The 20519-nt window shown below is 66.4% G+C and carries 18 protein-coding genes and 1 tRNA gene; 13 read left to right on the forward strand and 6 right to left on the reverse strand.

Annotation, left to right across the window (positions count from 1 at the left end):
• The first annotated feature begins 36 nt into the window (after positions 1 to 36).
• From ACLLJI_RS03720 to ACLLJI_RS03750, 7 genes are all read left to right on the forward strand, one after another.
• Positions 37 to 750 (forward strand): FtsB family cell division protein, encoded by a 714-nt coding sequence (locus tag ACLLJI_RS03720; RefSeq protein ID WP_434618063.1) that lies wholly within the window; start codon positions 37 to 39, stop codon positions 748 to 750.
• 98 nt (positions 751 to 848) lie between these two features.
• The gene (locus ACLLJI_RS03725) at positions 849 to 1469 is read left to right on the forward strand and encodes a DUF501 domain-containing protein (RefSeq protein WP_434618066.1); all 621 of its coding nucleotides are present in this window, start codon (positions 849 to 851) and stop codon (positions 1467 to 1469) included.
• A 114-nt stretch (positions 1470 to 1583) separates the two neighbouring features.
• On the forward strand, positions 1584 to 2525 hold the full coding sequence (locus tag ACLLJI_RS03730; protein WP_434618069.1) for a Ppx/GppA phosphatase family protein: 942 nt from the start codon (positions 1584 to 1586) through the stop codon (positions 2523 to 2525).
• Positions 2526 to 2607: 82 nt separating this feature from the next.
• The gene (locus tag ACLLJI_RS03735; RefSeq protein WP_434618072.1) at positions 2608 to 4062 is read left to right on the forward strand and encodes a S8 family peptidase; all 1455 of its coding nucleotides are present in this window, start codon (positions 2608 to 2610) and stop codon (positions 4060 to 4062) included.
• Between the two features lie 34 nt (positions 4063 to 4096).
• Complete coding sequence (locus tag ACLLJI_RS03740) at positions 4097 to 5542, forward strand: NAD(P)/FAD-dependent oxidoreductase (RefSeq protein WP_434618075.1); 1446 nt, start codon at positions 4097 to 4099, stop codon at positions 5540 to 5542.
• A 117-nt stretch (positions 5543 to 5659) separates the two neighbouring features.
• A tRNA-Leu gene (locus ACLLJI_RS03745) sits at positions 5660 to 5733 on the forward strand.
• A gap of 456 nt (positions 5734 to 6189) precedes the next feature.
• The gene (locus ACLLJI_RS03750) at positions 6190 to 7041 is read left to right on the forward strand and encodes a Bax inhibitor-1/YccA family protein (RefSeq protein ID WP_434618078.1); all 852 of its coding nucleotides are present in this window, start codon (positions 6190 to 6192) and stop codon (positions 7039 to 7041) included.
• A 149-nt stretch (positions 7042 to 7190) separates the two neighbouring features.
• Here ACLLJI_RS03750 and ACLLJI_RS03755 read toward each other — a convergent pair whose 3' ends face one another.
• The 4 genes from ACLLJI_RS03755 to ACLLJI_RS03770 all read right to left on the reverse strand — a co-directional run bounded on the left by ACLLJI_RS03755 (position 7191) and on the right by ACLLJI_RS03770 (position 11678).
• Positions 7191 to 8438, reverse strand: coding sequence for an acetyl-CoA C-acetyltransferase (locus tag ACLLJI_RS03755; protein WP_434618081.1), 1248 nt, complete (start codon positions 8436 to 8438; stop codon positions 7191 to 7193).
• Positions 8439 to 8564: 126 nt separating this feature from the next.
• Complete coding sequence (gene galK / locus ACLLJI_RS03760) at positions 8565 to 9725, reverse strand: galactokinase (RefSeq protein WP_434618084.1); 1161 nt, start codon at positions 9723 to 9725, stop codon at positions 8565 to 8567.
• Position 9726: 1 nt separating this feature from the next.
• The gene (gene galT / locus ACLLJI_RS03765) at positions 9727 to 10869 is read right to left on the reverse strand and encodes a galactose-1-phosphate uridylyltransferase (protein ID WP_434618087.1); all 1143 of its coding nucleotides are present in this window, start codon (positions 10867 to 10869) and stop codon (positions 9727 to 9729) included.
• Positions 10866 to 11678, reverse strand: coding sequence for a DeoR/GlpR family DNA-binding transcription regulator (locus ACLLJI_RS03770; protein ID WP_434621161.1), 813 nt, complete (start codon positions 11676 to 11678; stop codon positions 10866 to 10868). Before ACLLJI_RS03770 ends, galT begins: the two co-directional genes overlap by 4 nt.
• A 137-nt stretch (positions 11679 to 11815) precedes the next feature.
• Between ACLLJI_RS03770 and ACLLJI_RS03775 the strand changes: the two genes are divergently transcribed.
• From ACLLJI_RS03775 to ilvA, 3 genes are all read left to right on the forward strand, one after another.
• Complete coding sequence (locus ACLLJI_RS03775) at positions 11816 to 12820, forward strand: aldose 1-epimerase family protein (RefSeq protein ID WP_434618090.1); 1005 nt, start codon at positions 11816 to 11818, stop codon at positions 12818 to 12820.
• 70 nt (positions 12821 to 12890) lie between these two features.
• The gene (locus ACLLJI_RS03780; RefSeq protein ID WP_434618093.1) at positions 12891 to 14156 is read left to right on the forward strand and encodes an AI-2E family transporter; all 1266 of its coding nucleotides are present in this window, start codon (positions 12891 to 12893) and stop codon (positions 14154 to 14156) included.
• On the forward strand, positions 14153 to 15391 hold the full coding sequence (ilvA, locus tag ACLLJI_RS03785; protein WP_283558586.1) for a threonine ammonia-lyase: 1239 nt from the start codon (positions 14153 to 14155) through the stop codon (positions 15389 to 15391). The genes ACLLJI_RS03780 and ilvA overlap by 4 nt, the downstream gene beginning before the upstream one ends.
• A gap of 143 nt (positions 15392 to 15534) precedes the next feature.
• On the opposite strand, the gene greA is transcribed toward ilvA, so the two are convergent.
• Together greA and ACLLJI_RS03795 are read right to left on the reverse strand one after the other, a co-directional pair.
• Positions 15535 to 16029: a transcription elongation factor GreA gene (gene greA / locus ACLLJI_RS03790; RefSeq protein WP_434618097.1), complete on the reverse strand. Its 495-nt coding sequence runs from the start codon at positions 16027 to 16029 to the stop codon at positions 15535 to 15537.
• A 220-nt stretch (positions 16030 to 16249) separates the two neighbouring features.
• Positions 16250 to 16690, reverse strand: coding sequence for a DUF4307 domain-containing protein (locus ACLLJI_RS03795; RefSeq protein WP_434618100.1), 441 nt, complete (start codon positions 16688 to 16690; stop codon positions 16250 to 16252).
• A 249-nt stretch (positions 16691 to 16939) separates the two neighbouring features.
• Between ACLLJI_RS03795 and mca the strand changes: the two genes are divergently transcribed.
• The 3 genes from mca (at position 16940) to ACLLJI_RS03810 (ending at position 20471) form a co-directional block, all read left to right on the forward strand.
• The gene (gene mca / locus ACLLJI_RS03800) at positions 16940 to 17848 is read left to right on the forward strand and encodes a mycothiol conjugate amidase Mca (RefSeq protein WP_434618103.1); all 909 of its coding nucleotides are present in this window, start codon (positions 16940 to 16942) and stop codon (positions 17846 to 17848) included.
• 66 nt (positions 17849 to 17914) lie between these two features.
• Complete coding sequence (locus ACLLJI_RS03805; RefSeq protein WP_434618105.1) at positions 17915 to 18325, forward strand: hypothetical protein; 411 nt, start codon at positions 17915 to 17917, stop codon at positions 18323 to 18325.
• On the forward strand, positions 18303 to 20471 hold the full coding sequence (locus ACLLJI_RS03810; protein ID WP_434618108.1) for a thioredoxin domain-containing protein: 2169 nt from the start codon (positions 18303 to 18305) through the stop codon (positions 20469 to 20471). Before ACLLJI_RS03805 ends, ACLLJI_RS03810 begins: the two co-directional genes overlap by 23 nt.
• Positions 20472 to 20519 lie beyond the last annotated feature (48 nt).

Below are 20519 nucleotides of genomic sequence, written 5' to 3' on the forward strand. Positions count from 1 at the left end.
GCCCGGCCGCAGCTACTGCCGAATTTCAGGAGAATCATGGCCACCCGTCGTCCCAAAGTCCCCCGCGCACAGGCACCCGCCGGTGCGCGCGGCGGGAGCGCTGGAGACGGACGCCCCGGCGAGCTGCCCAACGGCACGCCCCGGGCCGCTTCGTCGGACAGTTCACCGGCGTCCGGTTCATCGGCAGGCGGCGCATCGGTGATCGGCTCGTCGGTGGCGGCCAGCCCGACGCCTTCGGGCAAGAAGTCGTGGGGCAGGAAGCCGTGGGGACGCAACCGCGGACCGGGCAGATCGTCGGACAGTAAACCCGCAGTCGCAAAGCGGGCCGGTTCCGCAGCCGGCGCGGCGCCGAGGCCGGTTCCGGCCCGTGCCTTCTCCGGGCGCCTGCTGGCCCTCGCCGTCGTCCTGCTGACCATCACCGTACTGCTCGCGCCCTCCGTACACACGTATCTGCAGCAGCGGGCGCAGATTACCGCGTTGAGCCAGGACATCGCAGCCAAAACGCAGCAGCAGTCGGACCTGAAAAGCGAGCTGTCCCGCTGGAGCGACCCGGCGTACATCAAGCAGCAGGCCCGGGACCGGGTTAACATGGTGATGCCCGGAGAAACCGGCTACTGGGTGTACGGAGCCGATGGAATAAGCGCGCAGCCGGAGAAGAGCATGGATTCGAAGTCCCAGGCTGCTCCGAACGGAAACCTGCCGTGGGTCGACGGGCTCTGGGAATCGATCAAGCGGTCCGCCATCGGCTAGCATTCCGCACCCCTGACACTGTTGGACCGATCAGCACCGCCACTGCCACAGCCCCGCTGCCACGGACCACCAAGCCCAATTTTCCAGGAAGGACGTCGGTGACCACACCAGCCCCCACATCCGCATCCGATTCGGGACGTGTCCCCACGGCTGAGGATCTGAACACCCTCAGCCGCCAGCTTAACCGCCCCGTCCGCGACGTCGTCGAAATACCGGCCCGCTGTGTCTGCGGTAACCCACTGGTGGCCGCCACCGCTCCACGGCTCAGTAATGGAATCCCCTTTCCGACGACGTATTATCTGACCCACCCCGTGATTACGGCCGCCGTCTCGCGGCTTGAGGCCGCAGGCCTGATGAACCGGATGAGCGAGCGGCTTCTGGCCGAGCCCGGACTGGCGGCAGCCTACCGCGGCGCGCATGAGGCTTATCTGCAGGCTCGGGCGGAAATCGGCGCACGGGCCGGTACCGGTCCCGTCCCCGAGATCGACGGCATCTCGGCCGGCGGCATGCCCACCCGGGTGAAGTGCCTGCATGTCCTGGTGGGCCATGCCTTGGCTGCCGGCCCCGGCGTCAACCCGTTGGGCGATGAGACTATCGAGGGGATAGTCGAATGGTGGACTCGGGACCGCTGCTACTGCGTCGGTGCCTGGGACACGGAGAGTCCCGTTCCGGCCCGGGACCTGAGCCGGCATGTCAAACACATGCACCAGACACCGTAATGTCCCCGCCCCCGGACGAACACGGGCTAACGCGGGCCTCTCCGGCCAATGAACCGCGCCGAAGGTCCGCGCCGAAGGTCCGCGCCAAAGATCCGCGCCAAAGAAAGGTCTCCCATGCGTGTAGCCGCCATTGATTGCGGAACGAATTCGATCCGCCTGTTAATTGCCGATAACGACAACGGCGTCCTTACGGATGTGCACCGTGAAATGCGGGTGGTCCGGCTGGGACAGGGAGTGGATGCGACCTGCAGGCTGATGGAGGAGGCGCTGGCGCGGACCTTCGCCGCCACGGAGGACTATGCGGAGCTGATCAAAACCCATGGGGCACAGCGCGTGCGGTTCGTGGCCACCTCAGCGACCCGGGACGCGCAGAACCGGCAGGTCTTCATCGACGGAATCCGCGCCCGACTCGGAGTTGAACCGGAAGTGGTGAGCGGGGACGAGGAAGCGGCCCTGTCGTTCGCAGGTGCGGCCAGCGTGCTGCCCGGCCTGGGCCTGCCGCTGGCGCTCGTGGTGGATCTTGGTGGCGGAAGCACTGAATTTGTGGCCGGAAACACCGCGGGTGTCCAGGCCGGAATCAGCACAAATATGGGCTGCGTGCGCTTCACCGAGCGGTACCTGCTCAGTGATCCGCCGACGGCTGCCGAGATCACCGCGGCAGAGGCCGAAATCGAGGACAATATCTCCGCCGTGCTGGCCACCGTACCGCTGGCGGAGGTTGACAGCCTGATCGGCGTGGCCGGGTCGGTGACCACCATCACGGCGCAGGCTCTGAACCTGCCCGGTTACGACCGCGGGCAGATCCACGGTGCCGTTCTGCCGGCAGCCCAGATCATCCGGGCCTGCACGGATCTGCTCGGGATGACGCGTGCACAGCGTCAGGCACTGCCGTTTATGCATCCGGGCAGGGTGGATGTCATTGGTGCCGGTGCGCTGATCTGGCGGACGGTGGTCGCCAGGCTCGGTGTCCTCACCGCGGGGCGGGTCGACTCGGTTACGGCGAGTGAACACGATATTCTGGACGGCATAGCGTTGGGGATCTCCCGGCAGGACTAGGCTCTGCCAGCTGCCACCGGTGGCCATGGCTGAAGAGGTCAACACCGATGTGGTCGGCACCGACGAGGATGACGAGAAATAGATGCAGCTACCAACGATGCTGCGGCCCGCAGCCGCGGTCTTGCTCACGCTTGCCGTCTTCGCGGGAATGTCAATGGCGGGACTCGCCACAGCGTCGCCGGCAAGCGCCGACGACATCCGCAACCGCGAATACTGGCTCGACACGTACGGCATCACCAAGGCCTGGGATGTCTCCAAGGACGCTGGTGTTAAGGTTGCCGTCATCGACAGCGGTATTGACGGCACCCACCCGGATCTCAACGGTGCATTGGTCGGCGGCACCGATGTCTCCGGTTCCGGCGGCGCCGATGGCCAGAAGGGGATCGGCGCTGAGCCGGTGCATGGCACGCTGGTGGCCACCCTGTTGGCGGGTCGTGGACATGCGGCGTCCGGTTCGGCGTCGGCCGGTCCCGACGGGAGGCCCATCCCGACTCAAGTAGGACCCGGGGACGACGGCGTCATCGGGGTGGCTCCCGAGGCCCAACTGCTGACGGTTTCCGCCTGGCTGGGCAGCACCAACCCATCCGGGAAAAGCGTCGAGGAACAGATACCCGCTGCCGTGCGCTGGGCAGTGGATAACGGCGCCAAGGTGATCAACATGTCCTTGGGCAGCACCTCGACGGCCTGGCCGCAGAGCTGGGACGATGCATTTCTTTATGCCCAGCAAAAGGACGTGGTGATCGTTGCGGCCGCGGGCAACCGGAAGACCGGCAGCGCACAGGTCGGGGCGCCGGCCACCATCCCGGGCGTCCTGGCTGTGGCCGGCCTGGACCATGACGGTACGGCCAGCCAGGATTCCTCCTCCCAAGGCATCACCATCGGGGTCTCCGCGCCGGCGGAGAAGCTGGTGGGCGGTCTGCCCGGCGGCGGGTACGCGGACTGGAGCGGTAAGTCGGGGGCGGCACCGATCGTGGCTGGCGTCGCGGCGCTGATCCGGTCCGAGTTTCCGGACATGTCGGCGGCCCAGGTGATCAACCGGATCGTGACGACTGCCAAGGGGAAAGGCGAGCCGATCCCCAATGCGCTGTACGGTTACGGCTTGCTCGACGCCGAGGCCGCTGTGACGGCGGATGTTCCGGTCGTGAGCGAAAATCCGTTGGGAAGCATCGCCGACTGGATTCGGGTTCATCGGCGCACCGAGGCTATCCCTGCGCATACCCCGCCCGGCAGCCCGGCCGCGACATCCGCGCCTGCCCCGGCCCTGCCTGTTCCGACGGTTCCGGTGGCGCTCGCGCCGTCGGAGCTGGACGGTGCACTGCCCGGCACCGTGGTGATCGGCTTCTTGGCATTGTTCCTGGCCATCCTGGCGGGCGGGACCATTCACCTGCTCGTAGCCCGCCGAGGGCAGGACGCCGCCGACCAATCTGCCGACCTTCCCGCTGACCGGTACGGCAGCCGCCCATCGCGCCCAGCCGTGGCCCCAGGGAGCCGGAAACCCGTGGATTCTCCCGCTAAGAGCGAACCCGGAAACCGTTAGTGAATGTTTTCACAAAGTCTTGTACCATGGAGGCATGGCTCCTACACCCCAGTTCCTGGATCGTCCGCGCGTTCTCATAGTCGGCGGCGGCTACGTCGGCCTCTACGTGGCACTGCGTCTGCAGAAGAAGATCGCCAATGCCGGTGGCATCGTCACCGTGGTTGATCCGCTGCCCTACATGACGTATCAGCCCTTCCTTCCGGAGGTCGCTGCCGGCACTATCGAGGCCCGCCACGCCGTGGTCTCGCACCGCAAGCACCTGCGGCAGACCGAGCTCATCCAGGGCTCCGTCACCAGCATCGACCATGAAAACCGCACCGCCGTGGTAGCCCCGGTGGACGGCGGAGAGCACTTTGAACTCCCGTACTTCGACGTCGTCGTGGCAGCCGGTTCCATCACCCGGACCTTCCCGATCAACGGCCTGGCGGAAAACGGGATCGGCATGAAGACCATCGAAGAGGCCGTTGCGGTGCGCAATCAGGTGCTGGACCGCATTGAAGCGGCGTCGACCGAGACGGATCCGGCCAAGCGCAAGCGCGCCTTGACGTTCGTCGTCGTCGGCGGCGGTTTTGCCGGCATCGAAACCATCACCGAACTCGAGGACATGGCCCGCACCGCGGCGAAGCAGAACCCTCGGCTGAACGTCGCAGAACTTCGATTCGTGCTGGTCGAGGCGATGGGGCGGATCATGCCCGAGGTCACGCAACCGCAGTCGGAATGGGTCATTGAGCACCTGCGCAGCCGCAACATCGAGGTTCTGCTCAATACCTCCCTGGCCAGCGCCGTGGACAACCACATGAGCCTGATCAACATGCCGGACAAGACCGTCGCGCAGGAATTTGATGCGGACACGCTGATCTGGACCGCCGGAGTGCAGGCCAACCCGATGGTCCGTTCCACCGACTTCCCGATCGATCCGCGCGGACGTGTCCAGGTTGGCGCTGATCTGCGGGTCACCGGTGAATTCGGCGCGATCCAGAACGCCTGGGCGGCCGGCGACGTCGCCGCCGTTCCGGATCTGACCGGCGGCGGAGTAGCGGGCATCTGCGTCCCGAACGCCCAGCACGCACTCCGCCAGGCAAAGCGTCTGGCCAGCAACCTGTGGGCCTCACGCTTTAACAAGCCGTTGACGGACTACAAGCACAAGAGCCTTGGTGCCGTCGCCGGCTTCGGCGAATGGAAGGGCGTCGCCAACATCATGGGCGTCGGACTCAAGGGCTGGCCGGCCTGGCTGGCACACCGCGGCTACCACGGCCTGGCGATGCCGACGTTCGAGCGTAAATGGCGCGTCATTTCGGACTGGTTCATCAGCCTGTTCACCGGCCGCGACACCACCGCGCTGCTGGACCTGGACCGTCCCCGCGCGGCCTTCCGCGCCGCAGCGGGCCCCGCGCCGAAGCCGGCTGCCAAGCCGGCCGACGCGCCGACTTCCGCTTCGGCTCCGGCCGCGAAAAACGAGGTCCCGGTCGGGGCCGAGTAACGCTGGCAGATTTTGGTGCCCGACGGCGCCCGTCCCGGTTTCCGCCGGCGGGCGCCGTTCGCGTTTCGTGAGCGTGTTTTCCCTCCTGTACAGCGGATCGAGTACGCTGGACGCCGGGCCCCAATAGCCCAATCGGCAGAGGCAGCAGACTTAAAATCTGCACAGTCAGGGTTCGAGTCCCTGTTGGGGCACAAAGAAAGAGGCTCTTGACCCGCGGCTATGCAGAGCAGGGGCCCTCTTTTTTGGGACTTCAATTTGCGAGCTAACAGGCCATTATTCCGCTGCTCGACGCAGGTGGTGGCCACCGCCGGGGAGCGGTCGCTGATCTCCTCCAAATCGACCCGGCCACGATAGACGTCGGATTGGCCATTGAACTCCGGGCCGCCCAGCAGTCTCTCATTGTCGACGCCCAAAGCTCTGGCTACGATTTGTGCCTATTGTTCAGGGTTTCCCAATCATATTATTTGGTCCGGCTCCCGGCCTGGCAATCGGCCGACCCGCGTGGAATCCTGTGAGCAAAGGAACGCGATCGACCGGCGAATCGAAGTCCCGGGCGCAGGCATGGCCGGAACTATTTCCCCCGGCGATTCGTCAAACTTGTTAGGCTTAGGTTTGATAACCTGCCCCCGAGTGGAGGACACCGCATCATGGCTGTCAGCGGAAACCCCGTATTTGCCAACAACAAGAATTTCAATCCCAAGCCGGCGTTCCAAGGCCAGCTGCAGAACCAGGGATACCAGGGCGCCGATTACGCGACCAAAGATGCCGGGCTGAATCCGCAGCAGCTGCAGGACCTGTACAACGCCCCATCGGCCGGTCCCGTACAGACAGGCCGAATGACGCTCGACGACGTCATCATCAAGACCGTGGGCATGCTTGCTCTGGTGCTGGCCGGGGCAGCCGTGGGCTGGATGTTCCCGGTGCTGACCATCCCCGGCATGATTGTCGGCTTGGTGCTCGGTCTGGTGAACTCGTTCAAGCGTGAACCGTCACCGGCGCTGATGATGCTCTACGCGGCTGCGGAGGGCGTGTTCCTGGGCGGCATCTCCGGTTTCCTTGAGGGAATGTTCCCGGGCATCGTGGTGCAGGCCGTGCTGGGCACACTGTCCGTTTTCGCCGTGACGCTGCTGCTGTTCAAGAGCGGCAAGGTCCGGGCGACTCCGAAGATGACGAAGATCTTCATGATAGCCATCGGCGGCTACCTGGTGTTCTCGCTGTTGAACTTCGGCCTAATGATCTTCAACGTCACCGATAGCCCCTGGGGTATCCGGAGCATGCACATCCCGGGGACCAGCATCCCGTTCGGGCTGGTGCTCGGCCTGCTGGCCATCGGCCTGGCGGCCTTCTCGCTGGTGATGGACTTCACCTCCATCCAGGGCGGCGTGCGGAACGGGGTTCCGGCCCAGTACTCCTGGACCGCCGCGTTCGGGCTGACCGTGACGTTGGTCTGGCTGTATGTGGAGATCCTGCGCTTACTCGCCATCATGCGAAATAATTAGCCGCCGCACGCAGCTGAGACTCAGCGAGGTCCAGGCCGCTGGGGCCACCGATCCCACGGTGGGGAATATCCCGCGGAGCAGCCCGGCCAGCAGTGGGGCAGCGATCCCGGGCGGCAGCAGCCACCAGCCCCTCCGCAGCCTCCCACCCGTTAATTCAACCGCTCCAAGACGAGTGCCATGCCCTGCCCGCCACCCACACACAGGGTGGCCAAGCCCAAGGTGCCGCCCGTCGTCGCCAGGCCGTTCAGCAGTGTGGTGACCATTCGCACGCCGGTCATGCCGAAGGGGTGGCCGAGTGCGATGGCCCCGCCGAAGGCGTTGAGCTTGGCCGGGTCGATGCCCAGTTCGCGCCGGCTGGCTATCACCTGCACGGCAAAGGCTTCGTTCAGCTCCACCAGGTCGATGTCGTTGATGCCTAGACCGGCCAGGTTCAGGGCGCGGCGGGTGGCCTCGATCGGGCCCAGACCCATGATCTCCGGCGAGAGAGCGCTGACTCCCGTGGACACGATGCGCGCCATTGGCGTGAGCCCCAGTTCGCGGGCCCGGAGGTCGCTCATGACGACGGCAGCAGCGGCGCCGTCGTTCAATGGGCAGGCGTTGCCCGCGGTGACCGTGCCATCGGGCCGGAAGGCCGGTTGTAGTGAGGCGACGGATTCCATCGTGACGCCAGCGCGGGGGGAGTCGTCCCGATCGATCACGACGCCGTCGCGCCGGGTGTACGGTGTGATCTCGCGGGCGTAAAAACCACTGGCCACGGCGGACTCGGCTCGGTTCTGGCTCTGCACACCCCACTGATCCTGCTCATGCCGGCCTATGCGCAGCGAGGTGGCCACGTTCTCCGCTGTCTGGCCCATGGCGAGATAAATGTCCGGCAGCTCACCGTCCAACCTCGGGTCGGTCCACGTTGTGTTGGCTGCTGCCATCGCAGCTGCGCGGCGGGCGGCGTCGTCGAACCTTGTATTGTGGTTGCCCCTATCCGTCTCTCCTGCGCCTCTCCAATCGCGGTAACGGGAGACGGATTCGACGCCTGCCGCGACAAAGGCGTGCCCCTCACCGGCACGGATGGCGTGGAAGGCCATCCGCAGAGTCTGGATGCTGGAGGCGCAGAAGCGGTTAATGGTGGCTGCCGGAACGGTGTCCAGGCCGGCCAGCACACTCACCACGCGGGCCATGTTGGAGCCAGCTTCCCCGCTGGGCTCGGCACACCCCAGGTAGAGGTCATCGAGCGTGGCCGGATCCAGCTCCGGAACCTTGGTCAGGGCGGCCCCGACCATGGCAGCGGCCAGGTCATCCGGGCGCTCGTCCTTGAGGGAGCCCTTAAACGCCCGGCCGATGGGGCCGCGGGCAACGGAGACAATAACCGCTTCTGGAGCGGACGCAGGCGTGGATGCAGACATGACTCCATTGTGGACGTGATTACCGTCTCACTCAAACGCCTGACCTTCCTCAAACGCCCGATCTCAAACGCTGTCGTACTCAAACACCGCCTCACGCAAGCGCTGTCTTCCTAGGCGCTGGGGGCATCAGGCGATGCGCCGGGCTCCGGCGGCCGGGGTGACGGTGAAGACGTCCGGTGGCCGGAAACCGGCCGAGTGAAAGGCTGCCAGGATCTGCTGCCGTATGGTCTGCTCCGCTGGCGCCGGGATCAGCGCGATGGCGGAACCGCCGAAACCGCCACCGGTCATCCGCGCGCCGAGGGCCCCGTTGGCGAGGGCCGTCTGCACTGCAAGATCGAGTTCCGGGCACGAAATTTCAAAGTCATCCCGCATGGATGCGTGGCTTGCGGTCAGCAGCGCGCCGATCGCGGCCGGCCCCTCCTCGACGAGCACCTTGACGGTCGCCAGCACGCGGTCATTTTCGGTGACGATGTGGCGGACCCGCCGGTAGGTTTCATCGTCCAGCAGCCCGGCGGCCTCCCGCAGATCGGCCGCGCCCAGGTCCCGCAGCGCCGGCACGCCCAACACCTCGGCGCCGAGTTCACAGGATGCGCGGCGCGATGCGTAGCCGCCGGTCGCGTGCGTGTGGCTGACTCTGGTGTCCACCACCAGGAGCACCAGCTGGGCACCGGCCAGATCCAGCGGAACGGACTCGGCACGCCGGCTGCGGCAGTCGAGGAAAACGGCATGGCCCTCGGTGCCCAGCAGGGACGCGGATTGGTCCAGAATGCCCGTCGGCGCTCCCACCACCTCGTTTTCGGCGCGTTGTCCGACCGGGACCAGTTCCTCGCGGGTCAGCCCGGCTCCCGTGAGCTCGTTGAGCGCCAGCGCCACCGCGCACTCGATCGCCGCGGAAGAGGAAAGCCCGGCGCCGGTGGGCACGGAGGAGTCCAGGAAGAGATCGAATCCGGGTACGGTAACGCCCTGCTGGCCAAGCACCCAGGCCACGCCCAGCGGGTAGGCCGTCCAGCCGTGCATGTTCGACGGCGCCAGCCGCTCCAGATCGACGGTCACCAGACCCTCGTCGCCGTAGCTGGAGATCAGCCGGGCGGTGCGATCCGTCCGGCGGCGCACCGCGGCCCTGGCTGTGGGGCCGATGGCGAAGGGCAGCACGAAACCTTCGTTGTAATCGGTATGCTCGCCGATCAGATTCACCCTGCCCGGCGCGGCCCACACGCCGTCGGGTGCGTGGCCGAACGCTGCCATGAACCGGGCGGTGAGCTCGTCGCGGGCAAAGGGACTGCTCATGTTAGTGGACCTTCCGCTTCAGGCGTGCGTGCGGGGAGTCCTGCCGGCCGCCGGCGTTCCGAAGCGCGGAAGCGATCTGTTCCGGGGTGCTGTCATTGATGAAGGCACCCATGGCAGCTTCCGAACCGGCAAGGAACTTCAGCTTATCCGCCGCACGGCGGGGGGAAGTCAGCTGCAGGTGCAGGTAGCTTGCGGGCCGGAAGAAGTCGTCCACTGGTGCCTGGTGCCAGCCGGATATATAAGGTGTGGGTGTGTCGTACAGATTGTCAAGCCGCGCCAGCAGGTCCAGGTACATCCAGGTCAGCTCGTCACGTTCCACACCGGTCAGCGCCGCAATGTCCGGTACCTGCCGGTGCGGGGTGAGGTGGACTTCGAGCGGCCATTTGGCGGCGAACGGCACGTAGGCGCTGAAATGCGTGCCCTCCAGGATCATCCGTTCCCCGGACTGCCGCTCGGAACCGAGGATGGACCCGGTAAGGGTCTCCCGGCCGCCGGCAGCGTCGTAGAACCGCCGGGCTGCCTCCGCCATCACGGCTGCCCGCGGGGTGATGTAGGGGTAGGCATAGATCTGGCCGTGGGGGTGGTGCAGGGTGACGCCGATTTCCTGACCGCGGTTCTCGAAGGGGAAGACCTGCCTGATCCCGGGCAGAGTGCTGAGTGCGGCAGTGCGCTGCGCCCAGGCATCAATGACCGTTCGGGCCCGGGTCTCGGTCAGCGCCGCGAAGGATCCGGTGTGCTCCGGAGTGAAGGCAACGACTTCGCAGCGCCCAAAGGCGCTGCCGCTGGTGCCCCAGCTGGGATTTTGCGGTGCGGCTCCCAGTGCAGGTCCGAGCGACGGGAAGCGGTTCTCAAAGACGACGACGTCGTAGTCGGGCGCGGGGATTTCGGAGAGGTTTCCCGCGTTGTTGCTGGGGCACAACGGACACTGGTCAGCAGGTGGAAGGTACGTACGGCTCTGGCGGTGGGCCGCGACGGCCACCCAGTCACCGGTGAGCGCGTCAAAGCGGATATCACCGGTGTCAGCGTCCGAGCGCGGCAACAGTGGACGCAGGTCCCGCTCGAGGTGCGCCCGGACGGCGTCGCCGTCATCGAAATAGATGAGCTCGCGGCCGTCAGCCAGCGTGGTGGTTGTGGCCGTTGTCATAGTGCGCTCCAGTCAGAAGAAGCTCGTGAAGGGGGGATGACGGCGAGGCGAAGGGTCCGGACCAGGGGCCGGAAGATCGCCGCCGTGGCGGCGCTGACGCCGTCGTCCGTGATCAGTGTGTCCACGTCGCTCAGCTCGGCCACCGAGGCCAGGCTGCGGACGTTGAATTTGCTGTGATCGGCGAGCACCACCAGGCGCTCGGCCGACGCGGTGAAGGCGCTGTTGGTCTGTGCCTCGACCAAATTGGGGCTGGTCAAGCCGCGCCGCGCGTCAATGCCATGGACGCCCATGAAACAGATGTCGGCATTCAGGCAGCGGATCGCTGCGCTGGCCACCGGACCGACCAGCGCTTCGGACGGTGTGCGCTCGCCGCCAGTGATGATGACCTTGCTCCCATCAGCCGGCTGCAGCTGATACAGGGCCTCCGCGGCCTTCAGTGAGTTGGTAATGACGGTCAGCCCTTCCACCCGGTTCAGGAGGGTGGCCAGCCGGTAGGTGGTCGTCCCGCCCGTCAGCGCCAAGGTCATCCCCGGCTTGACAAGTGCGAGCGCCTCCTGGGCAATGGCTTCCTTGGCCTCCGGCCGGAGGTCCGAATTGCTGGCAAAACCGGGTTCGACGGCGCTCAGCCTCGTCAGGCGCGTGGCACCGCCGTGGATCTTGCGCAGCATCCCCTTGCCGTCAAGAGCCTCGATATCGCGGCGCACGGTCATCTCACTGACACCCAGTGCCGCCGCCAGGTCCGTAACCCGGACGGCTTCATACCGCTGCAGCTCTTTGAGGATGCGTGACTGTCTTTCCGGTGCAAGCATCACGGGCTCCCTCCACTGTTGATCCGCTCCACTGTTGATCCGGCGGTAAAGTCACTGTAGCAACATCCATCAAATTCGAATACTTTCAAACAAAATATAACAGCTCTACTCGGCTGAAGCTAGGATACCGTGGTCAAATGACGGATCCGCTCTCCTCGCCGACGCAGCCCACGCCAGCGCAGCCCACGCCAGCGCAGCCCTCTTCCGGCCAGCCCTCAGCTGGACAACATTCACCGCCCGGCTGTGCCACCGGCACCCAGTACACCTTGACCCGGGGCGACGCGACCGCCGTCGTCGTCTCGCTTGCCGCCGGACTGCGGCTGTTTTCCAGGGCCGGGACGGCTCTGACCGAAAGTTACCCGGACGACCGTACTCCGCCGGGTGGCGCGGGTATCACGCTGGCACCGTGGGCCAACAGGATAGACGGCGGTCGGTGGAACCTCAACGGGGCGGCCCAGCAGCTGGACATCACCGAGGTGCCGCTGAACAACGCCATCCACGGACTGCTGCGGAACACGGGCTATGCGCTGGTGGCACGATCGCCGCATCATGTGCTGCTGGAGGCAGACATCTACCCGCAGCACGGCTACCCTTTCCTGCTGACGCATCAGGTCCGCTACTCGATCTCGGCGGAGCTTGACCTGTGCGTCAGCCAGACCCTGCGCAATGGCTCGGCGGCCAGGGCGCCCTTTGTGCTCGGCGCCCATCCCTACCTGCGGATCGGGGAGGTGCCCACCGAAGAGCTGACCATTCGAATCTCCGCAGCGACCCGTCTGCTCACCGATGAGCGGATGATCCCGAGGGGAGCCGAAGCCGTCTCCGGGCCGGCCGATCTGCGTTACGGCGGCGTCGTGGGGGAGCTCGATCTCGATGTCTCCTACACGGATCTGGTGTTCGACGGCGGCAAAGCGCGACAAACGCTGAGCGCGCCGGACGGGCGCTCGGTCTCGCTCTGGCAGGAGCCCATGTGCCCCTATGTGCAGCTGTTCGTCACCGACCGCGTACCCGGGCGACGCCGGGCCGTGGCCCTTGAGCCGATGACCGGGCCGGGGGATGCCTTCAATTCAGGGCAGGGGTTGGGCTGGCTCGAGCCCGGGGAAGCGTTCACCATGCGGTGGGGAATCAGCGCCGATCTGGGCTGAACAACGGTTTGGACCGGGCCGGCGCTGGACACGGTTTCGGTATTCCTCGGCGGTGGGGAATTATTAACCCATGTCGCCACCGACCAAGAGCAATGATCCGTCCAGCAGTCCTGTTGACCAGGATGTGCCCTACGGGGTGCGCATCGCGGCCGCCTGGGCTTGGCGCCTGGGCCTGATCCTGCTGGTGAGCGGAGCTATCCTGTGGCTCCTCAGTTTCATTACACTGCTGGTCATTCCCATTATGGTGGCGGCGCTGCTGGCGGCGCTGATAAGTCCGATTGTCGCATTCCTGCGCAGGCACCGGTTACCCAAGGGCCTCGCCGTCGCCGTCACGGTGGTCGGAGCCATCGTGGTGATTACCGGTGCGCTGACGCTGGTGGGACGGCAAATGGTTGCCGGATTCTCCGCTTTGCGCGGCCAAGCCGGTGAAGGCATCAAACAAGTCCAGCAATGGCTCTCCAGCGGGCCGCTCCAGGTCTCTGCTGCGGACATGGACAAGTACATCGGCGAGGGGCTGAACGCGCTGCAGAACAACAGCAGCAGCATCCTCAGCGGCGCCCTTTCCGTCGGGAGTTCGGCGGGGCATTTCGCTGCCGGGCTGCTGCTGGCGCTTTTCGTCCTGGTCTTCTTCCTGCTCGAGGGCGAACGCATCTGGTTGTTCCTGGTGACGTTGTTGCCACAACGCGCACGACAGGCCACCGATGGAGCCGGCCGCCGCGGCTGGGGCTCCATGGTCAGCTACGTGCGGATCCAGGTCCTGGTTGCACTGATTGATGCCGTGGGCATCGGTGCCGGAGCGGCCATCATCGGTGTGCCGCTGGCGCTGCCATTGGGTGTCCTGGTCCTGTTCGGCTCGTTTATTCCGGTGATCGGCGCCCTGGTCACCGGCATTGTGGCCGTCCTGCTGGCGCTGGTGGCCAACGGCTGGGTCAATGCCCTGATCATGCTGGGCATTGTGCTGCTGGTCCAGCAGGCGGAGAGCCATTTGCTGCAGCCGCTTGTCATGGGCAAGGCCGTTTCGCTGCATCCGGTCGCGGTGATCCTGACCGTGGCCGCCGGCGCCGGGCTGGCGGGCATACCCGGGGCGCTCTTCGCGGTGCCGCTGCTGGCCGTATGCAATTCCGCCGTCCGCTATATTGCTGTCCGCGGCTGGGAACACGAATCGGGACCGCCCGGCAGCGGAAACCCGGGGGCACTCACCGACACCGGCAGCGGGCCCCCGATGCCCACAGCCCTTCGGGATATCCGCGGCGTGCGCGCCCGCCGCCGCGGCGCTGCCACCCGAGCCCAGTCAACGGACGAGACCCCTTCCAGCACGAGAGAGAACAATCAGTGAACGCACTCAGCGACCTTCCCGTCACCCTGGCCGACATCGAGGACGCGCAGCGTTTAGTGGCGGATATTATTGCTCTCACTCCCATTGAAAGTTCGCGCGCGCTGGGCCGGCAGACCGGTTCCGAGGTCTTCTTTAAGTGTGAAAACCTCCAACGGGCCGGTTCTTTCAAGGTGCGTGGGGCCTACGTGCGGATGGCTAAACTGACCGCCGCGGAAAAGGCTCGGGGCGTGGTGGCGGCATCGGCCGGAAACCATGCCCAAGGTGTTGCCGTGGCGGCGAAGGCGCTTGGGATCAAGGCGCGGATCTATATGCCGCTCGGAGTTGCGCTGCCCAAGCTGGCGGCCACCCGCGGGCACGGCGCCGAGGTGGTGCTGCACGGCCACAACGTGGACGAATCGCTGGCCGAGGCTCAGCGTTACGCGGATGAAACCGGAGCTGTGTTCGTCCACCCGTTCGACAACGTCGACGTTGTTGCCGGGCAGGGGACCATCGGTCTGGAAATCCTGGAACAGATCCCCAACGTGGACACCGTGATCATGGGGGTCGGCGGCGGGGGACTGCTGGCAGGCGTCGCCGTCGCCATTAAATCCAAGGCGCAGGAGCTGGGACGGGACATCCGGATCATCGGGGTTCAGGCGGAGAACGCGGCGGCGTATCCGCCGTCGCTGGCTGCGGACGCCCTGGTGCCGCTGAAAAAGGTATCCACCATGGCGGACGGAATTGCCGTAGGCCGGCCGGGGCAGCTGCCATTCTCGATCATCCGTGAGCTGGTCGACGACGTGGTCACCGTCAGCGAAGACGCGCTGGCGAGGGCCCTGATCTTCCTGCTGGAACGCTCCAAAATGGTGGTGGAACCGGCCGGCGCCGTGGGTGTGGCCGCGCTGATGGAGGGCAAGATTGAGAATCCGGGCACCACCGCGGTGATTCTCACGGGCGGCAATATCGATCCTATGCTGATGCTCAAGGTGATCCAGCGGGGTCTTGCCGCGGCTGGCCGGTTCATGACCGTCCGGATGATGCTCGATGACCGCCCGGGGTCGCTGGCCACCATTTCGCGGATCATTGCCGAGAACGACGCCAACGTAACCGGCGTCGACCACACCCGCGTGGGTGGATCCATCAGCATGGGTGACGTCTCCATCACGGTCAATCTGGAGACCAAGGGCCATGTGCACTGTGAACAGGTTCTCACGGCGCTGCGCACCGAAGGGTTTCAGCCCATCGTCGTCCACTGACGCCGCCGCACCTCGACGCCGTCCGCCGCCGAAGACACCGTCCGCCGCCGAACACGCGACGAGCGGGAAGGTATGCCACCTGAAGGGCCGCTCCAAGGGCATACCTCCCCGCTCGACGGCGGAACCACCAGACCGCCGGGAAATCAGCCCGTGAAAGGCTTGGCGGAGATGACCTCCACCTGAATTTCCCTGCCGTTGGGGGCCGTGTAGCTGAGCGAGTCGCCGGCTATATGTCCCTGGATGGCGGCTCCCAGCGGCGACCGCTCGCTGAAGACGTCCAGGTCGGTATCCCCGGCCACCTCGCGGCTGCCCAACAGGAACGTGGTCTTGTCGCCGGCAATCTTCGCCACCACCAGCATGCCCGGCTCCACAATGCCGTCGTCGGCCGGAGCCTCGCCCACATGGGCGTCGCGGAGCAGCTCGGTCAGCTGGCGGATGCGGGCCTCGATCTTGCCCTGCTCTTCCTTGGCCGCGTGGTAACCGCCGTTTTCCTTGAGGTCGCCCTCCGAGCGGGCCTGCTCGATCTTCTTGACCACTTCAACACGGCCGGGACCGGACAGTTCCGTAAGCTCAGCCTGAAGGCGATTAAAGGCTTCCTGGGTGAGCCAGGCTGCGGGTGCGCTGTTAGGGGTAGACACAGGGTTCTCCTTGGGTACTGAGAAGCAAAAGACCCCGCTGACGGACGCCACCGGAAGTGCCGAGGGACACCACGGTAGCCGTTCAAGCGGGGCAAGGTATGCATCCAGTGTAGGCAACAAGCGCGATAATCCCAAGATACCGACGGCGGTACTGCGCTTTGCGCCGCCCATTCCACCCTAATGCCTACCCGATGTGCACCCCGACGGCTACCCCCACTGGTTACTTTGCGGTGACGATCCAGCAGCTGTCCACCACGCCGGACACGGCGGGCGACTCGGTCCGTACGGAAGCGCGCTGCGCGGTCGTCCGTCCTTGGTCTGTGCCCGAGTCCGCAGCGTTGGGGCCGACCGTAACGACGTCCCAACCAACGATGGCGAAGCTGGAGCCGAGCGCCTTCACGGCACACTGCGCCGTGTCGCCGGAGTTCTTGACCACCTGGAAATCCACCTGGGTCATCGTGCCGTCCTGTACGGAGAATCCGATGTCTTTGCTGGTCACCGGCGCCTCGCCGCGGCCCAAGGCCAGCCAGGAGACAAAGACCAGTGCCAGGACGGCGACAACGGTCGTGAGGAGTATTTTCTGCCGCCGCGGCACCACGCGCTTGGGCGTGCCATAACGAGTGGCTACGCTGGTAGCTGCCGATGAATCAGAAACGCTCACTGGGTCCACACGGTTTCTTCTGTGCTGGATGAATCCAGCGCGGTGATCAGGGTTACGGACACGGTGGTCCGGGCCGTTTCAGTTTATCGTTCTTATGGAGAGTCTTTATGCACGCGTTCCCAGGTGGGCGTTCACGGACACGGCGTTTGCGGGCACGGCGTTTCGGCGGCGCTTGTCCAGCTGGACAGTTCACCAGGGGCTCGCTGCGAGTTCCGCTTAGATGAGTTCCGATCACCCGGAGGTATTTCAATGACCGCAGTGGATGAGCGCCCCGGCGCAGGCCTGCGTCTGCTGGCAGTACATGCGCACCCGGACGACGAGGCGAGCAAGGGCGCCGCGATGATGGCCAGCTATGTGGCCCAGGGCGTTGACGTGGTGGTGGCCACCTGCACTGGGGGTGAGCGCGGCGGCATCCAGAACCCCGCAATGGCACAGGACCCACACTCCGCTCGGGACATGGCAGGCGCCCGCCGGATCGAAATGGCCGCGGCCGCCGCGGCGCTGGGCATCCGGCACCAGTGGCTGGGATTTGTCGATTCCGGGCTGCCGGAGGGGGAGCCGCTGCCGGAACTGCCGTTCGGTTGCTTTGCCCGCCAGCCGTTGGAACGGGCTGCGGCCCCGCTGGTGCGGCTGATCCGCCGATTCAGACCGCAGGTGGTGATCAGCTACGACGAAAACGGCGGATACCCGCACCCGGACCACATCATGGCACACCGGGTGACCGTGGAAGCGTTCCACGCCGCAGCCGACCCGGACCGCTACCCGGGCACCGGAGCTCCCTGGCAGCCCGCCAAGCTGTATTACGACCTCGCGTTCAACCCGGCGCGTTTCCGGGCGCTGCATTTTGCCCTGGAAGAGGCAGGGATCCAGTCGCCCTACGCTGAGCGGATCGCGGCCTGGATGGAAGCGGATGCGGAGGGGCACAAGCCGCCGGTGGGGCGGCATCCGGCCACCAGTCAGGTGGACTGCGGCGACTTCTTCGAAGCCCGTGAATCTGCTCTGCGCGCGCACGCCACGCAGGTGGATCCGGAGGGTTTCTTCTTCGCCGTCTCGGCGGATATGCAACGAAAAATCTGGCCTTGGGAGGATTATTCGCTGATCGAGAGCCGGGTGGACACTTCCCTGCCGGAGCACGACCTGTTTGCTGGCCTACGATAGATAGGGGCACGGCGGTGACATGCCGGCCGCCGGAAGAGCGCCATGGGGACCAGAGAAAGTTTGACTTTGCCTAATTTGATTTTGCTGCTGGCCACCACGCCGCCCAGCGATTCCCCGACCATCCGGCCGGGGCTGGATCCGGATCAGGTCAGCCCGGGTTTCCTCGGGTTCCTCTTCACCTTCGGCGTGGTGGGCATCATGTTTTTCCTCATCCGGGACATGGTCAAGCGGATCCGTCGGGTCCGCTACCGCGCCCAGGTCGAGGAAGATGCCCTCGCTGCGGAGGGCGACGGTGGTCAAGGTGACAAAGATCCGGGGGCAGGCGGACTGTTGCGGGCGGACGACGGCGGCGGGCGGCCCGGGCGGCCCGCCTCGGGTCAGAAGTACGCGGGCGGCAAGCACGGCCCCGATGGGGACTTCCTGGGATCCGGGAAACAGGACGATGGACCGGCTGATGGACCCCACGAGCGGAGCTGACCCGAGCGGGTCCAATGCGCTGGCGGCTGAGCCGTCCGCGTACCTGCGCCAGCATGCCGGTAATCCGGTGCACTGGCAGCCCTTCGGCGACGCGGCGTTTGCGCAGTCCCGGGACAGGGATGTTCCCGTGTTTCTCTCCATCGGCTACGCGGCCTGTCATTGGTGCCACGTTATGGCCCACGAATCATTCGAGGACGACGTCAGCGCGGAGTACCTGAACGCGCATTTTGTGCCGGTGAAGGTGGACCGTGAAGAACGTCCTGACGTGGACGCGGTCTACATGGCCGCGACCCAGGCGATCAGCGGCGAGGGCGGCTGGCCGATGAGCGTCTTCCTGACACCTGACGGGCTTGCCTTCCATGCCGGCACGTACTTCGGTCCGCGGCCCGTCGCAGGCCGGCCATCCTTCCGCCAGGTCCTTGAGGCAGTGACCGAGGCCTGGCAGCAGCGCCGCGGTGATGTCGAGCACAGCGCCGCGCAGCTGGCAGCGGGGCTGGCCCACAGTCCGCTGAACCACATCGCGGGCCTCGGCCTGCCCGCAGAACCGCCCGGGGCGGACATCCTGACCGCGGCGGTGCGAGCGCTGGCTGCCTCCGAGGACCGCGCCGCGGGTGGCTTCGGCACCGCCCCCAAGTTCCCGCCGTCGTCGGTCCTGGAATTTTTGCTCCGTCACGCCGCCGCTGGCGGTCCCGCCGCCGCCGAAGCACGGTCGATGGCATCCCGGACGTTGACGGCGATGTCCGGTTCGGCGCTGTTCGACCAGCTGGCCGGCGGCTTTGCGCGGTATTCGGTGACCGCCGACTGGTCCCTGCCGCACTTCGAGAAAATGCTCTACGATAATGCCGCGCTGCTGCGGGTCTGTGCGCACTGGCTCCGGCTGCCCGACGGGTCGGACTTCCCCCGCGCCGATGCCGAGCGCGTGGTCCGGATGACGGCCGGCTGGCTGCTGGCCGCGCTGCGGGTGGACGGCGGCGGGTTTGCCTCCTCCCTGGACGCCGATACCGTGATCGACGGCGTGCACCGGGAGGGCGCGACCTATCTGTGGACGGCTGAGCAACTCAGTGCCGGGGCCGCGGCAGCCGGATATCCGGACGACGGGCCGCGGCTCACGCGGATGATGAATGTCACCGGCCGCGTCCGGGCGGCCGGGAATTCGGCGGGTCGGGACCGCGCACCGGACGGATCCCCGCTGCACCCCGGATCCCCGCTGCACCCCGCTGGCCCGCTGGCCCCGGCGGACCGCCGGATCTGGGAACGGGTAAGCCCCGAACTGCTGCGGCAGCGCTCCGGACGGGTCCAGCCGCAGCGCGACGACAAGGTGGTGGCGGGCTGGAACGGGCTGGCCATCGCGGCACTTGCGGATGCCGGGTTGTTGCTGGACGAACCCACCTATCTGCAGGCTGCGGCGGCCGCCGCGGACTACTTGGAGACGGTGCACTGGGACGGTGCGGTATTGATCCGCGTCTCCCACGCCGCTGCAGCGCGGGGCATCGGCGGACTGCTGGAGGATTATGCGTTCTGCGCCGACGGGCTGCTGGCGCTCTACGCGGCCAGCGGAAACGAACGCTGGTACGTCCTGGCGGAAAAGCTGCTGCTGGCGGCCGAGCGGCGCTTTGTCCGGGACGGCGCGGTGGCGGATTCCGCGACGGAATCGGAGCAGGTTTTTAATGCCGCCGGACGGGTGTCCTCGGCGGATCCGTTCGATAACGCCACCCCCAGCGGGACGTCAGCTTTCGCCGCTGCCCTGCTCAGCTATGCCGGCTACAGCGGATCCACCGGGCACCGCGCCCTGGCGGAAGGCCTGCTGGGATGGCTGCCGACGGTGGCGGTCAAGGCCCCACGGGCAGCGGGCTGCGCGTTGGCCACCGCGCAGGCTATGCTGGCCGGCCCGCTGGAAGTCGCCGTCGTCGGCCCGGACACGCCGGCCCGGGCGCAGTTGCTGCGCGTGGCGGCACTGGACCCTTCGCCGGGACTGATCATCGCCGTTGGGAGCGGCACCAGCGGTGGCAGCGGCGAAGCGACTTCGGTACCGCTGCTGTCCGGACGGGGGAGCGGGGGGTCGGCGCTGGCCTACGTCTGCCGGATGATGGTGTGCCTGCAACCCGTGGCAACGGCCGACGAGCTGCGCCGGGCCCTGAACCCGTAGTCTGCAGAGCGCGTAGTCTGCAGAGCGCCCTCGAACCGCCGCCGGTGG

Source organism: Arthrobacter sp. A5 (assembly GCF_051131705.1).
In the GTDB taxonomy this organism is placed as follows: Bacteria; Actinomycetota; Actinomycetes; order Actinomycetales; family Micrococcaceae; genus Arthrobacter_M.

Excerpts from the sequence above, each read along its gene's own strand:
- ACLLJI_RS03720 (WP_434618063.1), top strand. The coding sequence starts at position 37 with ATGGCCACCCGTCGTCCCAAAGTCCCCCGCGCACAGGCACCCGCCGGT.
- ACLLJI_RS03730 (WP_434618069.1), top strand. The coding sequence starts at position 1,584 with ATGCGTGTAGCCGCCATTGATTGCGGAACGAATTCGATCCGCCTGTTA.
- ACLLJI_RS03735 (WP_434618072.1), top strand. The coding sequence starts at position 2,608 with ATGCAGCTACCAACGATGCTGCGGCCCGCAGCCGCGGTCTTGCTCACG.
- ACLLJI_RS03740 (WP_434618075.1), top strand. The coding sequence starts at position 4,097 with ATGGCTCCTACACCCCAGTTCCTGGATCGTCCGCGCGTTCTCATAGTC.
- ACLLJI_RS03750 (WP_434618078.1), top strand. The coding sequence starts at position 6,190 with ATGGCTGTCAGCGGAAACCCCGTATTTGCCAACAACAAGAATTTCAAT.
- ACLLJI_RS03755 (WP_434618081.1), bottom strand. The coding sequence starts at position 8,438 with ATGTCTGCATCCACGCCTGCGTCCGCTCCAGAAGCGGTTATTGTCTCC.
- galK (WP_434618084.1), bottom strand. The coding sequence starts at position 9,725 with ATGAGCAGTCCCTTTGCCCGCGACGAGCTCACCGCCCGGTTCATGGCA.
- galT (WP_434618087.1), bottom strand. The coding sequence starts at position 10,869 with ATGACAACGGCCACAACCACCACGCTGGCTGACGGCCGCGAGCTCATC.
- ACLLJI_RS03770 (WP_434621161.1), bottom strand. The coding sequence starts at position 11,678 with ATGCTTGCACCGGAAAGACAGTCACGCATCCTCAAAGAGCTGCAGCGG.
- ACLLJI_RS03775 (WP_434618090.1), top strand. The coding sequence starts at position 11,816 with ATGACGGATCCGCTCTCCTCGCCGACGCAGCCCACGCCAGCGCAGCCC.
- ACLLJI_RS03780 (WP_434618093.1), top strand. The coding sequence starts at position 12,891 with ATGTCGCCACCGACCAAGAGCAATGATCCGTCCAGCAGTCCTGTTGAC.
- mca (WP_434618103.1), top strand. The coding sequence starts at position 16,940 with ATGACCGCAGTGGATGAGCGCCCCGGCGCAGGCCTGCGTCTGCTGGCA.
- ACLLJI_RS03810 (WP_434618108.1), top strand. The coding sequence starts at position 18,303 with ATGGACCCCACGAGCGGAGCTGACCCGAGCGGGTCCAATGCGCTGGCG.